Below are 17,857 nucleotides of genomic sequence, written 5' to 3'. Positions count from 1 at the left end.
CATCGTCGTCGTGAGGGCAAGGGGGGATCAGCCCTCTTTCGTCGTTCGCCGCTACGACCGGAGGAGGACGCGGCCCCGTGCGGAGGCCGCCTATCGTCGGCCCGTGGATGAGGCAAAGACCGCACACATCGCACTCCGGAGCCGTCGGCGTATCGCGGGGGAGGTCGTGCTCGCGGGTGTTCTCGCGTGGCTCGCGGGGCAGTTGGACGCGGCGGTGGCCGGGTTCGGTGTACGCAGCTTCGCCGTCGCCGCGGGGGTCGCCGTGCTGTCGGCGGCCCGGCGCTCGCTGCCGGCGACGGTCCTGCTCGTCACCGCCGCCGCGGCCGGTGAACTGGACGCCGCCACACCCTTGTTGATGTGCGTGAGCTGGTCGGCGGGCAGCCGCGTCGTCGGACCCTGGCGGGCGGTGGCCGTGTTCGCCGCCGCGTTCGTGCTGCATGGCGCGCGTTCCGTCCACACCGCGGTCACCGCGGCCGATCCGCTGTCGTGGCCCATGGCGGTCGCGCTGACCACCGGGCTGTTCCTGCTGCTGTCGGTCGGACCGGCGATGATCGCCCGCTACCGGGCCCAACGCCGTGAGCTGCTGGCCGTGCTGCGGCGGCACAACGACCAACTCGTGCGCGAGCAGGCGATGGTGGCACGGCAGGCACGGCTCCTGGAACGCAACCGCCTGGCCCAGGACATGCACGACAGCCTGGGCCACCAACTCGTCCTGATCAGCGTCCACGCGGGCGCGCTCCAGGTCGACCCCGACCTCGACGAACGCCAGCGGGACGGCGTACGGATCCTGCGCGAGGCATCCGTCACCGCGATGGAGGAACTGCGGGAGGCGGTGGGCGTCCTCCACGAGGAGAGGGACGAGCGCGGCCGAACCGACGGACGAGCGAGGAGAGTTCCCGAGGCCGACAATGGCCCCGGCACCGGCCCCGGCACCGGCGACCCGGGCGACGGCCGGCACGGCTCCCGAACGATCGCCGCCCTCGACGCCCTCGTCGCATCCTCCCGGGCGACGGGCGCCACCGTCGACCTCCGCAGGTCCGGCACGGTACGCCCCCTGGCCCCCGCCGCCGACCACACCGCGTACCGCATCGCCCAGGAGGGCCTGACCAACGCCCTCAAGCACGCCCCCGGCGCCCCGATCACCCTCGCCCTGCGTTACGAGCCGGACAGCCTGGTGGTGGAGGTCGCCAACGGCCCCGTATCGGCCGCCAGTTCGCCGGAGGCCACGCCCGCACCGGTCAGCGGCGGCCGGGGCCTGGAGGGCCTGCGGGAACGGACCCGGCTCGTCGGCGGCATGCTGCACACGGGCCCCGGCACCGACGGCGGCTTCCGCGTCGCGGGCATCCTTCCCTACGGCACCGGAGGCCCTCACGACACCGGAGGCGCGACTTTCGTCGATCAGGACGACGACTTTGTGGGGCAGTCCGGAGCAGGCACGGCCGACGACAGTGGAGCGGTCATCGACCGAACTGATCCACAAGGGGAGTTGGCCGCCACCATGAGCAAAGGCAAGAACATCGCCATCGGCTGCGCCGTCACGGCGGTCGTCGTGGTCGTGGGGGTGCTCGGCCTCGGCGCATGGGGGCTGGGCAAACTCATGAAGGAGGCGGAGAAGGTGTCGCTCTCGCCGAGCGTGTACGAGGCGGCGAAGATCGGCGATCCCGAGTCCGCGCTGCGGGAGAAGCTGCCCGACGGGGATTCGGTACTGACCGAGGGCCTGGAGAAGCAGGGCCCGCCGGTACCGGAGGGCGCCACCTGCCTCCACTTCATGTCCGACGACCCCGACGCTCTCACGAGCGTTTTCTTCCGGTTCTGCTTCCGCGACGGGAAACTGGTGGACAAGCAGACCTTCACGGACGAGGTCTGACCTTGAGCGCGACCTGTCGGATCTTGAGCGCGACCTGTCGGACCGGATCGGGGCATGATGGCGGGGCCATGCCATCCGCTCCCCGACCGACACCGCGCAGGAGGCCGAGTGATCCGGGTCCTCGTCGCCGACGACGAGCCGCTCATCCGGGCCGGGATCAGGATGATCCTCATGTCCGCCCCCGACATCGACGTGGTCGCGGAGGCGGGGAACGGCCGCGAGGCGGTGGAGAGCACCCGGAGCACCGCCGTCGATGTGGCCCTGCTGGACATCCAGATGCCGGTGATGGACGGGCTGACGACCCTGGGCGAACTGCGCCGGGTCGCGCCGCACGTACGGGCCCTGATCCTGACCACGTTCGGGCAGCGGGACAACGTCCTGCGCGCCCTCGGCCAGGGCAGCGTGGGCTTCCTGCTCAAGGACTCCGCGCCCGACGAACTGATCCACGCCGTGCGGGCGGCAGCGGCGGGGAACGCGTATCTCTCGCCGGCGGCCACCCGTCATGTGGTGCACGCCCTCGCCTCCCCGGAATCGACCCGCGCGGAGGCGGCCAGGCGCCGCGTCGACGTGCTGACCGCACGGGAACGCGACGTGCTCGCGCTCCTCGGCGAAGGGTTGTCCAACGCGGACGCGGGCCGCCGCCTGCACATGAGCGAGGCCACCGTGAAGACCTACGTGAGCCGCATCCTGAACAAGCTGGACTGCGACAACCGGGTACAGGCGGCCCTCCTCGCCCGCGACGCCGGTCTGCGCCCCCCGCGGCTCTGAGCGACGCGGCGCACCGACTCACCGACGACAGAAGAACGCTGAAGAAGAGCTGAAGAAGAACAGTGAAAGAGAAGAAACCCATGCGCAGATTAGCCTCGGCCGTCACCGCCGGTCTGATGACCTTCGCGGGAGCGCTCACGGCAACCATTGCCCCGGCCCAGGCGGCGGCCCCGACCGCCGAGTACGTGGCCCTCGGCGACTCGTACGCCTCAGGCGTCGGCGCCGGCTCGTACGACCCGGCGAGCGGTGACTGCAGGCGGAGCACGAAGAACTACCCGCGCCTGTGGGCGGCGGCCAACCCCGAGTACAAGCTGACGGACGTCACGTGCAGCGGGGCGAAGATCCCTGACGTCCGGGCGAAGCAGCTGACCGCGCTGAAGCCGACGACGAACCTGGTCACCCTCACGGTCGGCGGGAACGACGCCCAGTTCGCCCCGGTGGTCGAGGCCTGCCTCACCAAGGACGACAGCTACTGCGAGAGCGTCACGATGTGGACGTCGTACTACGCCAGGAACCAGATGGTGGACGAACTCACCGCCCTGTACAAGGACATCAAGGCCCGCTCCCCGAAGGCGCTGATCCTCGTCTTCGGCTACCCGAAGGCCCTGTCCTCGACCGGCACGTGCTCCCCGATCGACCTCAGCCCCCGCAAGCGCACCGCGATGAACGGCTTCGCCGACGCGCTCGCCGAGGGCACCCAGAAGGCGGCGGCCGGCCAGAACGCCTACTTCGTCGACATGCGCAAGCCGTTCGGCGGCCACGGCGCGTGCGGCACCGACCCGTGGCTGCACGGCGTCAACCTGACCGAGACCGCCGCGACCTTCCACCCCAACGCGGCGGGCCAGGAGAAGGGCTACGCGGCGAAGTTCCTCGCCACCTGGGGCTGATCCCCGGGTGACCGTACGGCCGGGCCCAGCCATGGGGGTTGAGCCCGGCCCCGGTCGCCCGGTCGCCCGGTCGCGCGGTCGCGCGGTCGCGCGGTCGCGCGGTCGCGCGGTCGCGCGGTCGCGCGGTCGCGCGGTCGCGCGGTCGCGCGGTCGCGCGGTCGCGCGGACACGGCACAATGCGGGTATGCCGCCCGACCCTGACACCGTCGACGCCCGCCGGGAAGCCCTCCGCCACCGGTGGCTGCCCGCGCTGCTCTCCGCCCGGGACGGGGCCCCCGGGCCCGCGCCGGAGCCGTACGCCGACAACCTGATCGAACGGTGGGCGGAACCCCAGCGGAAGTACCACACCCTCGACCACCTCACGGCGGTACTGGACCGGATCGAGGTGCTGGAGGAGTTCGCGGCGGACCCGGATCTCGTGCGGCTGGCGACCTGGTTCCACGACGCCGTGTACCTGCCCGACCGGTCGGAGAACGAGGAGCGGTCGGCCCGGCTCGCCGAGCGGGCGCTGACCGAGGCCGGGGTGCCGGCGGAGAAGGTGGCGGAGGTCGCCCGGCTGGTGCGGCTGACGATCACCCACGATCCGGCCGACGACGACACCAACGGGCAGGTGCTGTGCGACGCGGATCTCGCGATCCTGGCGTCGCCGCCGGAGGCGTACGCCGCCTACGCCGCCGCCGTGCGGGAGGAGTACGGGTTCGTGCCGGACCAGGCGTTCCGCGAGGGCCGGGCGGCGGTGCTGCGCCAGCTCCTGGACCTGCCCCGGCTGTTCAGGACGCCGTACGGGGAGCGGGAGTGGGAGGGCCGGGCGCGGAGGAACCTCCGCACCGAACTGGCGGCCCTGACGGAACCGGCCGGGTAGGAACAGGGGGAATGCGGCCCGCCGGTCCTCGGTTGCCCCTGTATATGTCTTCTCCCACCACCGCTCCGGACCCCGCCGCCCGCTTCCGCATACCCCTGTCCGTCTACGTCCTCGGCCTCGCCGTCTTCGCGCTCGGCACCAGTGAGTTCATGCTGTCGGGGCTGCTGCCGCCCATCGCCGAGGACATGCACGTGTCGATCCCCCGGGCGGGGCTGCTGATCTCGGCCTTCGCGATCGGGATGGTGGTCGGGGCGCCGCTGCTGGCGGTGGCGACCCTGCGCCTGCCCCGGCGTACGACGCTCGTCGCGCTGATCACGATCTTCGGGTTCGGGCAGGTCGCGGGCGCCCTCGCCCCGAACTACGGCGTCCTCTTCGCCTCCCGCGTGGTGAGCGCGCTCGCCTGTGCCGGGTTCTGGGCGGTCGGGGCGGCCGTGGCCGTCGCGATGGTGCCGGTGAACGCGCGGGCGCGGGCGCTGGCCATCATGATCGGCGGATTGTCGATCGCGAACGTGCTCGGGGTTCCCGCGGGGGCGTTCCTCGGGGAGCACTTCGGGTGGCGTTCGGCGTTCTGGGCGGTGGCGGTGGCCTCGGCGATCGCGCTCGTCGGGGTCGTGACCCTGGTTCCGGCCATTCCCCGGCCCGAGGAGCTGCCCCGGCTGGGGCAGGAGGTCCGGATCTACCGCGACCGCCAGGTCTGGCTGACGATCGCCGTCGTGGCACTCGCCGCCGGAGGCGTCTTCTGCGCGTTCAGCTATCTCGCGCCGCTGCTCACGGACGTGGCGGGGCTGGACGCGGGCTGGGTGCCGACGGTTCTCGCGCTGTTCGGGATCGGCGCGCTGATCGGCACGGCGATCGGGGGCCGGGTCGCGGACGCGCACCTCTTCGGGGTGCTGATCAGCGGCATCACCGCCTCCACCGTCTTCCTCGTCGCCCTGGCCCTGCTCGCCCAGTACGCCGTGGCCGCCGTCCTGCTCTCCTTCCTCCTCGGGGTGTCCTGCTTCTACACCGCCCCGGCGCTCAACGCCCGGCTGTTCAACGTCGCCGGCGCCGCCCCGACCCTGGCCGGCGCCACCACCACCGCCGCGTTCAACCTCGGCAACACCGGCGGACCCTGGGTCGGCGGGGTGGTCATCGACGCGGGCCACGGCTTCGCCTCCACCGCCTGGGCGGGCGCCGCCATCACCGCCGCCGCGATCGGCACCACCGCCGTGTCGCTGCGCCTGCACCGGCGTACGCGGTCCTCGCGGCTGGTGGCCGGGAGCGGTGACAGCGCCGTAAATCCAGTACGTACGGACGTCTGACGCCGCCTATCCTCGCCGCCATGCGACCAATGGGTGGGGATCAGGTGGGGGAAGCCGTCGAGCACTGTCTGGCGGTGCTGGGGACGGTGGCCGACCGGGACTGGGAGGGCGTGAAGGCCGGCCGGCTGGAGTGGAGCTGCCGGGGGACGGCCGACCACATCGCCTCGGACCTGATCGCGTACGCGGGGCAGCTGGCGGGGCGGCCGACGGCACGCTGGGTACCGTTCGAGATCGACATGTCGGAGTGCGAGAACAACACCGACGTCCTGGAGGTGATCCGGACGACCGGCGTGCTGCTGGCGGCCACCGTCACCGCCACTCCCCGCTCGGTCCGCGGCTTCCACCCGTATCCGTTCCGCGCGGCCGACCGTGAGGGCTTCGCGGCGATGGGGGTCGCCGAGGTGCTGCTGCACACGTTCGACATCGCCGAGGGCCTCGGGCTGCCCGCGTCCGCGCACGTACCGCCCGTCGGGCTGTGCGAGTCCGTGCTCGCGCGCCTCTTTCCGCACGTCAGGCCCGGTGACGACCCCTGGGCGACGCTGCTGTGGGCCACCGGCCGGGGCGAGCTGCCGGGGCGGGCGCCCGTCACGCAGTGGCAGTGGCGCAATCCGCTGCACATCGACGCCGGACGGCTCGTCCTCCAGGGCGTCCACCCCGCGGCCGCGTCCGATCTCGCCGAGGGCGGCACCGGGGGCTTCGACTGGATCGTGGGCGGGCCCGTCGACGGGACACGCGTCGGGGCGGGGATGACGTTCCAGGGGTACGAGGCGGGGGTGCACCGGCCGGAGTGGGGCATGTTCGTGCTCGTGCGCAAGGAGGACGGGCTCGCCGTCGGCGCGCTCGGCTACCACGGCGCACCGGACGAGGAGGGCCGCGTCGAGGTCGGCTACGACCTGGTCGAGGGGGCTCGCGGGCGCGGCTACATGACCGAGGCTCTGGGGGCACTGGCCGACTGGGCCCGGCAAAGGGCCCGGGAGCAGGGGGACGTGCGGACGCTGTTCGCGGTCGTCGAGAAGACCAACACGCCTTCCCAGGGCGTCGTCTCCCGGGCCGGTTTCGAGAAGGTCAGCGACGACTGGGGCGACGGCGAGCACGGGACGCAGTTCGCGTACGAACTCCGCCTCGACGCCTGACGCCCGCCGGGACGGACGCGCACGGGCCGGGACCGCTCAGACCGGGCACGCACGGGCCGGGACCGCACGGCCGGGACCGCTCAGGCCGTCGTGGCTCCGCGCCGCTTCGGTCTGCGCAGTCCCGCCTCCGTCAGCCTGCGCAGCAGTTCCTTCGAGCCCACCTGTACGGCCCCCGCCCGTACGACCTCCTCGTAGCGGTGGGACGGGATGTCGTAGTGGTCGCGCTCGAAGGCGCGCTCGGGGATGTCCAACCGCCGTGCGAAGGCGTGCAGTTCGTCGAAGGACGCGTCGCTCACGAGGTGGGACCACATGCGCCCGTGCCCCGGCCAGGTGGGCGGATCGATGTAGAGACTCACGACGAGGACCCCTTCCCGAAGCCCTCTCCGGACCCCTTCCCGAACCCCTCCCCGGACTCGTCCGCGGACTCTCCTGCGAGGGCCGTCCCCAGCGCCCCCACCGCCGCGACCCGCACCCCCGCCTGGTGGCACACCCACCGCGGGTCGGGTCCCAGTTCCGGTTCCACGTCGAGCGCGTGCGGGTCGCCGTCCTCGCAGACCGGGCAGAGGGGCCAGCGGCCGTACCGTTCGAGCAGGGCGTCCTGGACGTCCTGGGCGACGAGCCCGGCGACGTACGGCACCCCGTCCGGCCACTGCTCGACCCACCAGCGGCGCTGGACGACCGATTCCTCCACCATGGACACGACATCGGCCTCGGCGACCCTCCCGGCCGCCAGATCGGCGAGAACGAGGGCGCGGGCCGCGTGCAGCGCCTGCTCAAGGGGGCTCACGGGGTCACTGCTGGGGCTCATGCATCCATTGTGCGGCCCTTGACCACGGGGCCGGACAGAAAATATCTTTCATTATGTGAGTGATGACGTGAAGGAAATTTTCGCAACCGCGGCGGGACAGGGCGCGAGCCGCCCCGCCGAGGGGCGGAGCGGGTCCCCCACCACGTCGTCCGCACCCCCCGCCCCCGCCGCCCTCGCGGCGAAGGTGCGGACGCTGGCCCCGTCCATGACCCGTTCCATGCAGCGCGTCGCGGAGGCCGTCGCGAACGACCCGGCGGCCTGCGCCGCCCTCACGGTCACCGGCCTCGCCGAGCTGACCGGCACCAGCGAGGCGACGGTCGTCCGCACGGCCCGCCTCCTCGGCTACCCCGGCTACCGCGACCTGCGGCTCGCCCTCGCCGGCCTCGCCGCCCACCAGCAGTCGGGCCGCGCCCCCTCGGTGACGGCCGACATCGCGGTCGACGACCCGCTGTCCGACGTGGTCGCCAAACTCGCCTACGACGAGCAGCAGACCCTCGCGGACACGGCCGCCGGACTCGACATGGGCCAGCTCGGCGCGGCGGTCGGAGCGCTGGCCGGGGCCCGTCGTATCGACATCTACGGCGTCGGCGCGTCCGGGCTCGTCGCCCAGGACCTCACGCAGAAGCTGCTCCGCATAGGGCTGATAGCCCACGCGCACAGCGACCCGCACCTCGCCGTCACCAACGCGGTGCAGCTTCGCGCGAAGGACGTGGCCGTGGCGATCACCCACTCCGGCTCGACGGGCGACGTGATCGAGCCGCTGCGGGTCGCCTTCGACCACGGGGCGACGACGATAGCGATCACCGGACGGCCGGACGGACCGGTCTCCCAGTACGCCGACCACGTGCTGACGACCTCCACGGCCCGGGAGAGCGAGCTGAGACCGGCCGCGATGTCGTCCCGGACGAGTCAGCTGCTGGTGGTGGACTGCCTGTTCGTCGGGGTGGCACAGCGGACGTACGAGTCGGCGGCGCCCGCGCTGTCGGCGTCGTACGAGGCGCTGGCGCACCGGCACCGCACCGGGGGCCCGTCGCGCTAGCGGCCGGGCGACGAGCGCCCCGCCCCCGCGTCCAGGCCACTCCCCGCCCCCACGCACATCCGCGCGAACGCACCGGCCACCGGCACACCAGCGCACCGCCACACCGCCACACCTACGCCCCGCCGCCCACAGTCCGCCCGTCGCCACCGCCACCGCCACCGCCACCGCCACGAGACGTCCCGCGCACCGCCGTACCACCGCACCGCCCCGTACGGAATGAGCCGCCATGCCCCCCACCCCGCCTCCCGCCTCCTCCGACACGACCTCCGACACCACCGCCGATGCCACCGCCGACGCCCTCTCCAACCACCTCGCCGTGCGCGCCGAGTTGGAGTCGCTGACGACCGAGGCGTTCCGGCCGGAGCTGGCCGACATCGATCAGCTGCCGACGCTCGACATCGCGAAGCTGATGAACGCCGAGGACGCGACCGTGCCGACGGCGGTCGCCGCGCAGCTGCCGCTGATCGCGGCGGCCATCGACGCGATCGCGGAGCGGATGGCGCGGGGCGGCCGGCTCATCTACGCGGGAGCGGGTACGGCCGGGCGGCTGGGTGTCCTCGACGCGTCCGAGTGCCCGCCGACGTTCAACACCGCGCCCTCGCAGGTCATGGGCCTGATCGCGGGCGGCCGGGAGGCCGTGGTCACCTCGATCGAGGGGGCGGAGGACTCGGCGGAACTGGCCCGCACCGACCTCGACGCGCTCGGGCTGACGCCCGACGACACGGTGGTCGGTGTCTCCGCCTCCGGCCGCACCCCGTACGCGGTGGGCGCGGTGGAGCACGCGCGCGCGGCCGGCGCGCTCACGATCGGCCTGTCCTGCAACGCGGCCAGCGCCCTCGCCGCGGCGGCCGACCACGGTATCGAGGTCGTCGCCGGGCCCGAGCTGGTCACCGGCTCGACCCGTCTCAAGGCGGGCACGGCCCAGAAGCTGGTCCTCAACATGCTCTCGACGATCACCATGATCCGCCTCGGCAAGACCTACGGGAACCTCATGGTCGACGTCCGCGCCACCAACGACAAGCTCCGCGCTCGCTCCCACCGCATCGTCGCCCTCGCCACGGGCGCGACGGACGCCGAGATCGAGACGGCCCTGACCGCCACGAACGGCCAGGTCAAGCACGCCATCCTCACCATCCTGAGCGGCGTGGACGCCACCACGGCGACCCGCCTGCTGACAGAGACCGGAGGCCATCTGCGGGCGGCCCTGGCAGCGGCGACGACGGGCTGACCCACCGACCTACAGGGGCCCTTGGTGAACGTTGAGCTGGCGCAGCTCGACCGCCAGACGGGCGGCCGTCACGAAGTCCCTGTCGTCGTGCAGGACGACCAGACCGTGGTGAGCGGCGGTGGCGCAGATCTGCAGATCGACGGCGGACAGTGCCTGGTGTTCGCCCCGCTCGGCGGCCCTCAGTTGCAGTCCGCCGATCCAGTGCGGCGCGTTCTTCGGTACGGAGGCATCGGCGTACAGGTCCTCGAACATCGCGAGGTACGCCTCGTACTCCTTGAGATCACGAGCGGACCGCAGGAACTCCGCCCGCTGCGGATAACACGACCGGAGGTCGCCGTCCATGACGACCGGGCGCCACACGTCGTGGAGACGCCGGTCCCGGAGCAGGCACCACAGGGCGGACGAGTCCAGCAGATAGCCGCTCACGCGCGGTGGGCCTCCTTGTCCGCGCGATGCGCGGCCTCGGCCCCCTCGATGTCCCACTGCTGGGCGAGTTCGAAGTACTTGTCGTGCGCGGCGCCGCGCTGCAACCGCAGGTTGTACTCCTCCAGCGCCTTCGCCACGGCCGCCGTCTTCGTCCGGTGCCCGCCCAGGCGCTTGGCGGTCTCCAGCGCCTCGTCGTCGATGTCGATGTGCGTCAGGGACATACGGCCCTCCGGCTCCCGCGATGTACAGAATCATCGGCGATCCCGCCCTTCAGTGTACATAGCCGACCCTGCGAGGCCCGGCCCCGGAGGTGATGTCAGTGGGGTGTGGCACGGTGGTGGGGATCGCCGATGTCCCGTGTCCCGCATGCCCCACCTGCCCACTCCCGCCAGGGAAGGACCGAGCCCGTGAACCACGCCCAGCTCACCGCCCTCGGCCGCGCCCTGCGCCTCCTCGGCGAGCACGGCGACGCGCTGACCGCCGACACGCCGGACGCCCGGCTGCACGAGGTGAAGGAGGACATCAAGCGCGCCCTGGAGCTGCTGGACGAGACGGTCACGTCGGCCAAGCCGACGACGCGCTGCGCCGAGCATCCGAACGGCCCGGTCGACGAGGAGGCCCCCGACCTCTGTCTCCTGTGCGAGACCCGCCGCCGCACCGCCCGCCGCACCCAGTTGAACGACAGCTACGGCCCTCCCCGCCCCACCGGCCCCACCGCCCAGGCCCCCTCGCGCTACGGCGTACGGGACGACCGCCCGGAGCCGCAGCAGCGCTGGCTCCCCGAGGCGTGGAACGGCCAGGTCTGGCAGCTCTGCGGCACCCCCCGCCGCGACCGCCGCGAGGCCGAGCTGTTCCTCGCCGCCCAGCGCCGGGGCCCCCGTCCCGCCGTCGCGTACCGCCTGGTCCAGGAGTTCACGGACTACGACGTGACCCGTATCTGGGGCGAGCCGGTCCGGATGGACATCGAGCCGATGGGGAACGTCTGAGCGGCGACCCGGCGGGAGCGTGTTGAACGTGCTGATCACCGGCCGCCGACCGGCATCCGCTGATCGGACCAACGGCCGCTCCGGCACCGGGCCGCCTCCCCCTCGCATCTGGCAGAGTCGACGGGGGTCCAGGGTCCGTGGCCGACGGTGCCCGGCCTCAGTGACCTGGGGAGACACCATGGGCGCAGCGGCAGACGACCCTCGATGAGCCAGCCCGGACAGCCACCACTGTCGGAACAGCCAGGACAGCGCGCCGAGGGCGCCGGCCCGTTCACGACTCGGCTCACCTGGCAGCCGCCCGGCGGCGGAACCGCGGTCTGGGAGTCGCGGCTCGCCCGGCGCCGCGGGCTCATCACCGTCCACCCGACCGGCGCGGCCGCCGCCCGTCACGCCCGCGCCGACGACACCGCCGTCGCCCGGCTGCGCAGGCTCAACGCGATCGCCGCCACCGTCTTCGTCGTCGGCGGAGCGCTGTTCGCCGCGGGTGCCGCCGTCGCCCAGTTCGGCTCGGGCGACGCCACCACCGCCGCGTCGATCTACTTCGCCGGCGGCCTCTTCTTCAACACCGGCGGCTATGTGTCCCTGCTCCAGGTGATCAACGCGCCTCGCCATGTGCCGGGCGGCGAAGGCGTCCTGGTCACCCGGCGCTGGCGCTGGTGGAGCTACGAGCCGGGCCGGGCCGACTGGCTGAGCACGTTCGTCCTGTTCGCCGGCACCCTGGTCTTCGGCGTCAACCTGCTCGACTCCTTCCTGCAGGGCCTGAGCGTGCAGCAGGTCAACCGTCTGATCTGGACGCCCGACATGATCGGCTGCGCGCTCTTCCTGATCTCCGGACACCTCGCCCTGGTGGAGATCTGCCACGGCCGGCCACGCCTGCTGCCGCACGACCTCGGCTGGTGGATCGTCGCCGTGAACCAGCTCGGCTCGGTCCTCTTCATGGTCTCGGCGTTCGCCGCCTACACCCGCCCGGCCACCGGCAGCCTCATCAACGCCGACATCGCCAACTGGGGCACCCTCACCGGCGCCCTCTGCTTCTCCGTCGGCGGCATCCTCCAGTACCTCGAACGCCCGTAGCCGCCGGCACCGCGATCAGCCCTGGGGCTCCTGCGGCTTGACGTCGACCTCGCGCAGGCCCTGCTCCTTGAGCCCGGTGCGGGCCTCGGTGCGGTGCCCCCGGGCGATGTAGTCCCGCACGACCGCCTCGACGGCGTCCTGCGGCGATCCGACTCCCGCCAGGACCATCACCTCCACCACCAGTTCGGCATCGAGACTGATGTTGACCTTGGCCACTGAGCTGCCCCCTTCGTCGGCCTCGGAGACTAACAGCCGCCCGGCAGAAGGACTTCAGCCGACACCGGCCGGCAGCGTCGTCACGGAGGACACCCGCAGCCGTACGGGGAGGGCACCGGAGTCCAGGTTGGCCGCCAGTTCCTCGGCCTCCTGCGGGGTGAAGTTCCCGGAGATCTCGGCCGTGCCGCCGGTGATCGCGCTGGTCACTGCAGGGGCGGAGACGACCTCACCGTCGAGGACGATGGCGAACTGGTTCTGCGGCGACGTCTGCCGGGCCAGCCTGCCCGTGACGTCGGCGAACTTCTTCGCGCCCGCCGAGGTGAACTCCAGCGTCACGAACCAGCCGCCCCCGCGTGCCGCGTCGACGTCCGCCGCCGCGTCGGACACCTCCGTACCGGGCACGGCGACCGGGCCGAGTTCGTACGTGGACAGGACGTCCTGCTGCTCCCCGCACGCGGTCAGCGGCTGCGACGGGGAGGCGTCCACGTCCGCCCGGCACCGGCCCTTGTCCTCCGCCGGCGCCTGGGCCAGCACCGGCCGGAACGCCAGCTCGGCCGGCGCGCCCAGCGCCTTCAGCGACTCCTGGCTCCCGGCCGGACCGGCCACCGTGATCTGCCGCCGCTCCTCGACCGTCACCTCGACATCCGTCAGCTTGGCGGCCTTCACCCGCTCCCGCATCAGCCCGGCCGCCCGGTCCAACGCCTCCGCGGACACGGGTTCTTCGGACGTGAACGTCACGTACGCCCGGCCCCCGCCCGATGAACCCGAGGGCAAGGCCGTGGTGCGTGGCCTGTCCGACCCCGCCGCCTTCGAGTCGCCGCCCGGACCGTCACCCGCGCCGCCGCACCCGCACAGCAACCCCACCAGACACACCAGTCCGAGCATCCCTCGCCGCACAGCCGTCCCCCGCCCTCGATCCCTGACCGCCCAGCCTGGCACGCCCGTGCCACAAAGGGGACAACTTCCCTCCAAGTGTCACCAAGCGCCCAACACGGAGGCTGCCCTTGCCTGTTGACGTGAAGCGTCAGCCGAACGGGTTGCCGTGACCCGGTGGCCGGCCGCCCGGCGGCAGGTAGCGCAGGCGCCCGGCCGGGTCGGTCACCGGCGTGAACCCTGCGGCCCGGAGCCGCGCGGCGTACCCGGCGTTGCGGCGACGGGTCGCGGCGAGCCCCAGGTACGCCAGCCCCATGAGCACGACCCAGCTGCCGACGCCGACGGCGACAGCCACACCGACGGCAACGCCCTTGAACGGGTATCCGATGCCGAAGGCCAGCCCGGTGAGACCGATACCCGCGAGGCCCAACCTCTCCTTGTCCGTGTGCTGATGGCCGAGGTCGAACATCATGCGGGCCCTGAGGAGTTCGATCTCGTCAGGCACGACGGGCGGCAACGGACCCCCGTTCCGCGCGTCGGGATACCGCGCCCGGTTCCGCGCGGCACGCTCCCGGCCCTCGGGGCTCGGGTCGGGCACGAGCCGCAGCACCATCTTGTTGTCGCCGCTGGTGTTCAGGTCCAGGTACTCGTACCCGAACTGCTCGGCGAGGAAGGCGAGTCGGGTGAGTCCCTTCATCGTCGACATGCCGAAGGCAAGCCGTAGGGGTTCCCCGCTCTCCATCTTCCGCAACATCTTCCGCGCGCGTCTCGTACCCACCGGGACCCCCGTCCGCCACCAACGCCTACCGCATCAACACCTACTGATCGAACAGCATTTCACTCAGGCGCCCGATCTGATCGGGGTCGGACGACCAGCAGTACAGGACCACCTCGTCCGCCCCGATCCCGGCGTACCCGTCGACCGCCGCCCGGATGGCCTCCGGCGTGGTCAGCAGCCCCTCCGCCATGTACTCCGCGCGCCCGGTGAAGGCGTAGTAGCGCAGCAGGTGGGCGCGGGCGTCGGCGATCACGGACGGCGGCCCGACCGCGACGCTGACCTGGGCCACGAGCTTCGGGCGCCCGGAGCGCCCGTGCTTCTCCCAGGCGGCCTCGACGTCACGGAACAGGCGGCCCAGGTACGCCGGAGGCAGCGCCGCACCGAGGAAGCCGTCGCCCCAGCGTGCGACGCGTTCGAGCGCGGCGGGGGCGAAGCCGCCGAAGAGGATCTCGGGGCCGCCGGGGGTGGCGGGCAGGGGCCCGACCGGTCCGACCCCCTCCGCGTACGGCTGCCCCGACCAGGCCCACCGCAGCTGCTCCAGCTGCTCGTCGAGGCGACGTCCGCGCCGCCGGATGTCGATCCCGGCGACCCGGCAGTCGTCCTCACGCCCGCCCACACCGATGCCGAGGGTGAAGCGCCCGCCGGAGATCCGGTCCAGCGTGGCCGTCTGCTTGGCGAGGATCGCGGTGTTGTGGTGCGGGGCGAGCAGGACCTCGGTCTGGACGCGGACGCGGTTCGTGGCCCCGGCGAGCGCGGCCAGCGTGACCAGCGGCTCGGGGTTGTCGTAGACGAGGCGGTCCAGCAGTCCGAGTGTGCGGAAGGGGCTGGCGTCGGCGAGGCGGGCCCAGGTCAGCAGCCCGGCGGGGTCGTCGACGGGCAGCCCGAGCCCGAGGGGGATGCGTGCGGGTACGGCGAGGGAACTCATGGCGGGACACTCCTGTGCGCGGAAGAAGGGCAGGGCAAACTCACTGCCGCCCGCTTCTTGGCCACGCACCCGCGTGTGTGCGTGTCGCCCGCTCCCGTTCTGCGGCGTCCTTCTGGAGAGCGTGATCACCGAAGTGCGCCCACGCTACCCGGCCACCCCGCCCTCCGGCGAGTGAATTAGCCCCCGCCGGGACGCCCCGAAGCTCAAGCGGTCAGCCCCGAGCCCTCTTTTCAAGGAACGGGAGGTGGGCCTCAACCCACCCTCCCACCCGGCAAGTTGACGGCATGCGGTCGACTTGCAACGCAACGTGACGTTGCTGATACGGTGCCCGCAGACGAAACAGCCCCCGCCAGGTGCTACCAACACCTGCGGGGGCTTGACCTACAAGATCGAAGGAAAAGTTCGATCCCATGGCTGTTGCCAACTTTAGTGCTGCCGTCCCGCCCGTGCACGCGGACCCTCACCCTCCGCATCGCCACCCCATGGCGGCCCCGGGTTACGGCAAACGTGCCGCGCCCGGTCAACTCCCGCGCACCGCACATGACTTCGCGGACCTCCTCCCCCGCGAGGCGGCGATCGCCGCGTACCTGGATCGCCTCCCCGACGGCGCCGACATCAGCGTGAAGACGCTGGCCAAGGAGCTGCCGTACGGCCAGTGCGCCCTGCGGACCGCCCTCAACAGGCTCCAGGCGGCAGGGCACTTGCGCCGGGGCCGCGAACATCTGACCGCCGTGTCGGGGACCTCCCACTGGATCACCCGAACGTGGTTCTCCCGTACCGCGCGCGACGACGACTGGTGGGCGAGGTTCACCCGGGGTGACGTACCGGAGGAGTCGCACAAGCCGCCGCCGACCCGCTCCCGCGCCCACATCCTCCTCGCGGCCCTGGGCCGGGAGACCCCCGCGCTCTCCCTCTCCCAGGCCGACTGCGCGGACCTGGCTCCGCTGCTGCTGCCGTGGTTCGAGCGGGGCGCGACCGACGAGACGATCCGCCGGGCCCTCACGGCGGGCCTCCCCACCCCCGTCCACAGCCCGGCGGCCCTCATCCGCACCCGCCTCCGCGACAAGCTCCCCCCGGAGCCGGAACCGCGGCAGGCCCCGGAGCCGTCGTCGTCCCGCCCTCCCCTGCGCATGCTGGAATGCGCCCACTGCCGCACCCCGGGCCGACCGGAGGCCCTGCCGGGCGGCGTCTGCGGCCCCTGCCGGGGCGAACGCGCTCCGGCGCGTCGCCCCGACGCGCCCCTGTCCTCGTCGACCGTCCGCACCCTCGCGGCGGAGATCCGTGCGGCGATGGACCGGCGACGACAGGAGCAGCGGGAGGAGCAGGGGCGACAGGAGCGGCAGGGCAACACCCGTACGACCGCCCCGGCGAAGCTCAGCTGAGCGAGGTCAGCGCCGCCGGCTGGAACGCCTTCAGTTCGTCGAAGCGGCCGTCAAGGACCTTCGCGGCCCACTGCGGGTCCTGGAGGAGCGCGCGGCCCACGGCGACGAGGTCGAACTCCTCGGCCTCCAGGCTGTTCAGCAGGTCGTCGATCCCCTTCGACGGCGCGCCCTCACCGGCGAACGCGGTGAGGAACTCGCCGTCCAGGCCCACCGAGCCGACCGTGATGGCGGGCTTGCCGGTGAGCTTCTTCGTCCAGCCCGCGAGGTTCAGCTCGGAACCCTCGAACTCCGCCTGCCAGTAGCGGCGCGTGGACGCGTGGAACGCGTCGACGCCGGCCGCGACGAGCGGGTTCAGCAGGGCCTCCAGCTCCTCGGGCGTGTGGGCGAGGCGCGCGTCGTACCCGTCCTGCTTCCACTGCGAGTAGCGGAAGATGACGGGGAAGCCGGCCGACACGGAGTCCCGCACGGCCGCCACGACCTCCGCCGCGAACTTCGTCCGGGAGACGAGGTCGCCGCCGTAGGCGTCGGTGCGGCGGTTGGTGCGCTCCCAGAGGAACTGGTCGATGAGGTAGCCGTGGGCGCCGTGCAGCTCGACGCCGTCCATGCCGATGCGCTCGGCCTCGGCGGCGGACTTGGCGAACGCCTCGACGACCTCGTCGATGTCGGCCTGCGTCATGGCCCGGCCGCCCTCGGCCTCGGTGCCGTCGACCCGCAGCCCGGACGGGCCGAGGACCGGCGCGTCGGGGAAGAGCTGTCCCTGCCGCCGGACGGCCCCGATGTGCCACAGCTGCGGGACGATGGTGCCGCCGTGGGCGTGCACCGCCTCCGCGACCCTCGCCCAGCCCGCGAGCTGCTCCTCACCGGCGAACCTCGGCACGTTGTGCACGTCACCGGCGGTCTCGTGCCCGACGTAGGTCCCCTCGGTCACGATCAGGCCGACCCCCGCGGCCGCCCGCCGTCCGTAGTACGCGGCCACGTCCGCCCCCGGCACACCGCCGGGCGAGAACGTGCGCGTCATGGGCGCCATGGCGATCCGGTTGGGAACGGTCAGACCGTTGATCGTGACGGGCCGGGACAGTACCTCGGCGGCACGGGAGGGGGAGGCGGTGGTCACGTGAGGGCTCCTCGGGGACGAACGGATGGAACAGGCCGGTGACTCGCATTACATGCGCGTGCATATAGCCACCCTCCGGACAACCGCCTCGCCCACCCCGGCATTCCGCCCCCGCCCCCGCCTCCGATGTGACCCCGGACACGCCCGAGGGCGGCACCCCCTGGGTCCAGGGAGTGCCGCCCTCGGTACG

The 17,857-nt window shown here is 72.6% G+C and carries 20 protein-coding genes; 11 read left to right on the top strand and 9 right to left on the bottom strand.

All coding sequences use genetic code 11. The features are described 5' to 3' along the window. Positions 1–103: 103 nt before the first annotated feature. From PYR72_RS27125 to PYR72_RS27100, 6 genes are all read left to right on the top strand, one after another. Entirely contained in the window at positions 104–1,867 is a 1,764-nt protein-coding gene (locus PYR72_RS27125; protein ID WP_275457727.1) for a histidine kinase, read from the top strand. 108 nt (positions 1,868–1,975) lie between these two features. After that, positions 1,976–2,635 carry a response regulator transcription factor gene (locus PYR72_RS27120; RefSeq protein WP_275457726.1) on the top strand — a complete coding sequence of 220 codons (660 nt, stop codon included), beginning with the start codon at positions 1,976–1,978 and terminating at the stop codon, positions 2,633–2,635. An 80-nt stretch (positions 2,636–2,715) separates the two neighbouring features. Next, positions 2,716–3,522: an SGNH/GDSL hydrolase family protein gene (locus PYR72_RS27115; RefSeq protein ID WP_275457725.1), complete on the top strand. Its 807-nt coding sequence runs from the start codon at positions 2,716–2,718 to the stop codon at positions 3,520–3,522. Positions 3,523–3,706: 184 nt separating this feature from the next. Beyond that, positions 3,707–4,384, top strand: coding sequence for a hypothetical protein (locus PYR72_RS27110; protein ID WP_275457724.1), 678 nt, complete (start codon positions 3,707–3,709; stop codon positions 4,382–4,384). 44 nt (positions 4,385–4,428) lie between these two features. Continuing rightward, positions 4,429–5,685 carry a Cmx/CmrA family chloramphenicol efflux MFS transporter gene (locus PYR72_RS27105; RefSeq protein WP_275457723.1) on the top strand — a complete coding sequence of 419 codons (1,257 nt, stop codon included), beginning with the start codon at positions 4,429–4,431 and terminating at the stop codon, positions 5,683–5,685. Positions 5,686–5,714: 29 nt separating this feature from the next. Further along, the gene (locus tag PYR72_RS27100; RefSeq protein WP_275460524.1) at positions 5,715–6,818 is read left to right on the top strand and encodes a GNAT family N-acetyltransferase; all 1,104 of its coding nucleotides are present in this window, start codon (positions 5,715–5,717) and stop codon (positions 6,816–6,818) included. A gap of 80 nt (positions 6,819–6,898) precedes the next feature. Here the strand turns inward: PYR72_RS27100 and PYR72_RS27095 are convergent, their stop codons facing one another. Both PYR72_RS27095 and PYR72_RS27090 read right to left on the bottom strand, forming a co-directional pair. Next, positions 6,899–7,174 (bottom strand): DUF4031 domain-containing protein, encoded by a 276-nt coding sequence (locus tag PYR72_RS27095; RefSeq protein ID WP_275457722.1) that lies wholly within the window; start codon positions 7,172–7,174, stop codon positions 6,899–6,901. Further along, complete coding sequence (locus tag PYR72_RS27090; protein WP_275457721.1) at positions 7,171–7,626, bottom strand: hypothetical protein; 456 nt, start codon at positions 7,624–7,626, stop codon at positions 7,171–7,173. The genes PYR72_RS27095 and PYR72_RS27090 overlap by 4 nt, the downstream gene beginning before the upstream one ends. 55 nt (positions 7,627–7,681) lie before the next feature. Here PYR72_RS27090 and PYR72_RS27085 point away from each other — a divergent pair, with 55 nt between their 5' ends. Next, positions 7,682–8,665 carry a MurR/RpiR family transcriptional regulator gene (locus tag PYR72_RS27085; RefSeq protein ID WP_275457720.1) on the top strand — a complete coding sequence of 328 codons (984 nt, stop codon included), beginning with the start codon at positions 7,682–7,684 and terminating at the stop codon, positions 8,663–8,665. A gap of 226 nt (positions 8,666–8,891) precedes the next feature. After that, positions 8,892–9,893, top strand: a complete 1,002-nt coding sequence (gene murQ / locus PYR72_RS27080) for an N-acetylmuramic acid 6-phosphate etherase (protein ID WP_275457719.1) — start codon at positions 8,892–8,894, stop codon at positions 9,891–9,893. A gap of 9 nt (positions 9,894–9,902) precedes the next feature. Here the strand turns inward: murQ and PYR72_RS27075 are convergent, their stop codons facing one another. Both PYR72_RS27075 and PYR72_RS27070 read right to left on the bottom strand, forming a co-directional pair. After that, complete coding sequence (locus PYR72_RS27075; protein ID WP_275457718.1) at positions 9,903–10,319, bottom strand: PIN domain-containing protein; 417 nt, start codon at positions 10,317–10,319, stop codon at positions 9,903–9,905. Further along, the gene (locus PYR72_RS27070) at positions 10,316–10,540 is read right to left on the bottom strand and encodes a type II toxin-antitoxin system VapB family antitoxin (protein ID WP_275457717.1); all 225 of its coding nucleotides are present in this window, start codon (positions 10,538–10,540) and stop codon (positions 10,316–10,318) included. The genes PYR72_RS27075 and PYR72_RS27070 overlap by 4 nt, the downstream gene beginning before the upstream one ends. 186 nt (positions 10,541–10,726) lie before the next feature. On the opposite strand from PYR72_RS27070, the gene PYR72_RS27065 reads away from it, so the two are divergent. Both PYR72_RS27065 and PYR72_RS27060 read left to right on the top strand, forming a co-directional pair. Continuing rightward, complete coding sequence (locus PYR72_RS27065; protein WP_275457716.1) at positions 10,727–11,305, top strand: hypothetical protein; 579 nt, start codon at positions 10,727–10,729, stop codon at positions 11,303–11,305. A gap of 204 nt (positions 11,306–11,509) precedes the next feature. Beyond that, on the top strand, positions 11,510–12,379 hold the full coding sequence (locus tag PYR72_RS27060; RefSeq protein WP_275457715.1) for a hypothetical protein: 870 nt from the start codon (positions 11,510–11,512) through the stop codon (positions 12,377–12,379). Between the two features lie 15 nt (positions 12,380–12,394). Here the strand turns inward: PYR72_RS27060 and PYR72_RS27055 are convergent, their stop codons facing one another. The 4 genes from PYR72_RS27055 to PYR72_RS27040 all read right to left on the bottom strand — a co-directional run bounded on the left by PYR72_RS27055 (position 12,395) and on the right by PYR72_RS27040 (position 15,144). Continuing rightward, on the bottom strand, positions 12,395–12,595 hold the full coding sequence (locus PYR72_RS27055; RefSeq protein ID WP_059080358.1) for a type II toxin-antitoxin system VapB family antitoxin: 201 nt from the start codon (positions 12,593–12,595) through the stop codon (positions 12,395–12,397). A gap of 54 nt (positions 12,596–12,649) precedes the next feature. Further along, complete coding sequence (locus tag PYR72_RS27050; protein ID WP_275457714.1) at positions 12,650–13,333, bottom strand: hypothetical protein; 684 nt, start codon at positions 13,331–13,333, stop codon at positions 12,650–12,652. A gap of 286 nt (positions 13,334–13,619) precedes the next feature. Next, entirely contained in the window at positions 13,620–14,174 is a 555-nt protein-coding gene (locus tag PYR72_RS27045; protein ID WP_275457713.1) for a hypothetical protein, read from the bottom strand. A gap of 112 nt (positions 14,175–14,286) precedes the next feature. Beyond that, on the bottom strand, positions 14,287–15,144 hold the full coding sequence (locus tag PYR72_RS27040; RefSeq protein ID WP_275460523.1) for an LLM class flavin-dependent oxidoreductase: 858 nt from the start codon (positions 15,142–15,144) through the stop codon (positions 14,287–14,289). A 509-nt stretch (positions 15,145–15,653) separates the two neighbouring features. Here PYR72_RS27040 and PYR72_RS27035 point away from each other — a divergent pair. Continuing rightward, positions 15,654–16,553 (top strand): hypothetical protein, encoded by a 900-nt coding sequence (locus tag PYR72_RS27035; protein WP_275457712.1) that lies wholly within the window; start codon positions 15,654–15,656, stop codon positions 16,551–16,553. On the opposite strand, the gene PYR72_RS27030 is transcribed toward PYR72_RS27035, so the two are convergent. Then, positions 16,546–17,667: an NADH:flavin oxidoreductase gene (locus PYR72_RS27030; protein WP_275457711.1), complete on the bottom strand. Its 1,122-nt coding sequence runs from the start codon at positions 17,665–17,667 to the stop codon at positions 16,546–16,548. The genes PYR72_RS27035 and PYR72_RS27030 overlap by 8 nt on opposite strands. Between the last annotated feature and the right edge of the window lie 190 nt (positions 17,668–17,857).

The organism is Streptomyces sp. VNUA24, assembly GCF_029167005.1.
Classification (GTDB): domain Bacteria; phylum Actinomycetota; class Actinomycetes; order Streptomycetales; family Streptomycetaceae; genus Streptomyces; species Streptomyces scabiei.
This window is presented reverse-complemented; position numbering and strand designations above follow the sequence as displayed.

Bases quoted from the DNA above. Each gene is read 5' to 3' on its own strand.
- PYR72_RS27115 (WP_275457725.1), top strand. From the start codon at position 2,716: ATGCGCAGATTAGCCTCGGCCGTCACCGCCGGTCTGATGACCTTCGCG.
- PYR72_RS27110 (WP_275457724.1), top strand. From the start codon at position 3,707: ATGCCGCCCGACCCTGACACCGTCGACGCCCGCCGGGAAGCCCTCCGC.
- PYR72_RS27105 (WP_275457723.1), top strand. From the start codon at position 4,429: ATGTCTTCTCCCACCACCGCTCCGGACCCCGCCGCCCGCTTCCGCATA.
- PYR72_RS27100 (WP_275460524.1), top strand. From the start codon at position 5,715: ATGGGTGGGGATCAGGTGGGGGAAGCCGTCGAGCACTGTCTGGCGGTG.
- PYR72_RS27090 (WP_275457721.1), bottom strand. From the start codon at position 7,626: ATGAGCCCCAGCAGTGACCCCGTGAGCCCCCTTGAGCAGGCGCTGCAC.
- murQ (WP_275457719.1), top strand. From the start codon at position 8,892: ATGCCCCCCACCCCGCCTCCCGCCTCCTCCGACACGACCTCCGACACC.
- PYR72_RS27070 (WP_275457717.1), bottom strand. From the start codon at position 10,540: ATGTCCCTGACGCACATCGACATCGACGACGAGGCGCTGGAGACCGCC.
- PYR72_RS27060 (WP_275457715.1), top strand. From the start codon at position 11,510: ATGAGCCAGCCCGGACAGCCACCACTGTCGGAACAGCCAGGACAGCGC.
- PYR72_RS27045 (WP_275457713.1), bottom strand. From the start codon at position 14,174: ATGTCGACGATGAAGGGACTCACCCGACTCGCCTTCCTCGCCGAGCAG.
- PYR72_RS27035 (WP_275457712.1), top strand. From the start codon at position 15,654: ATGGCGGCCCCGGGTTACGGCAAACGTGCCGCGCCCGGTCAACTCCCG.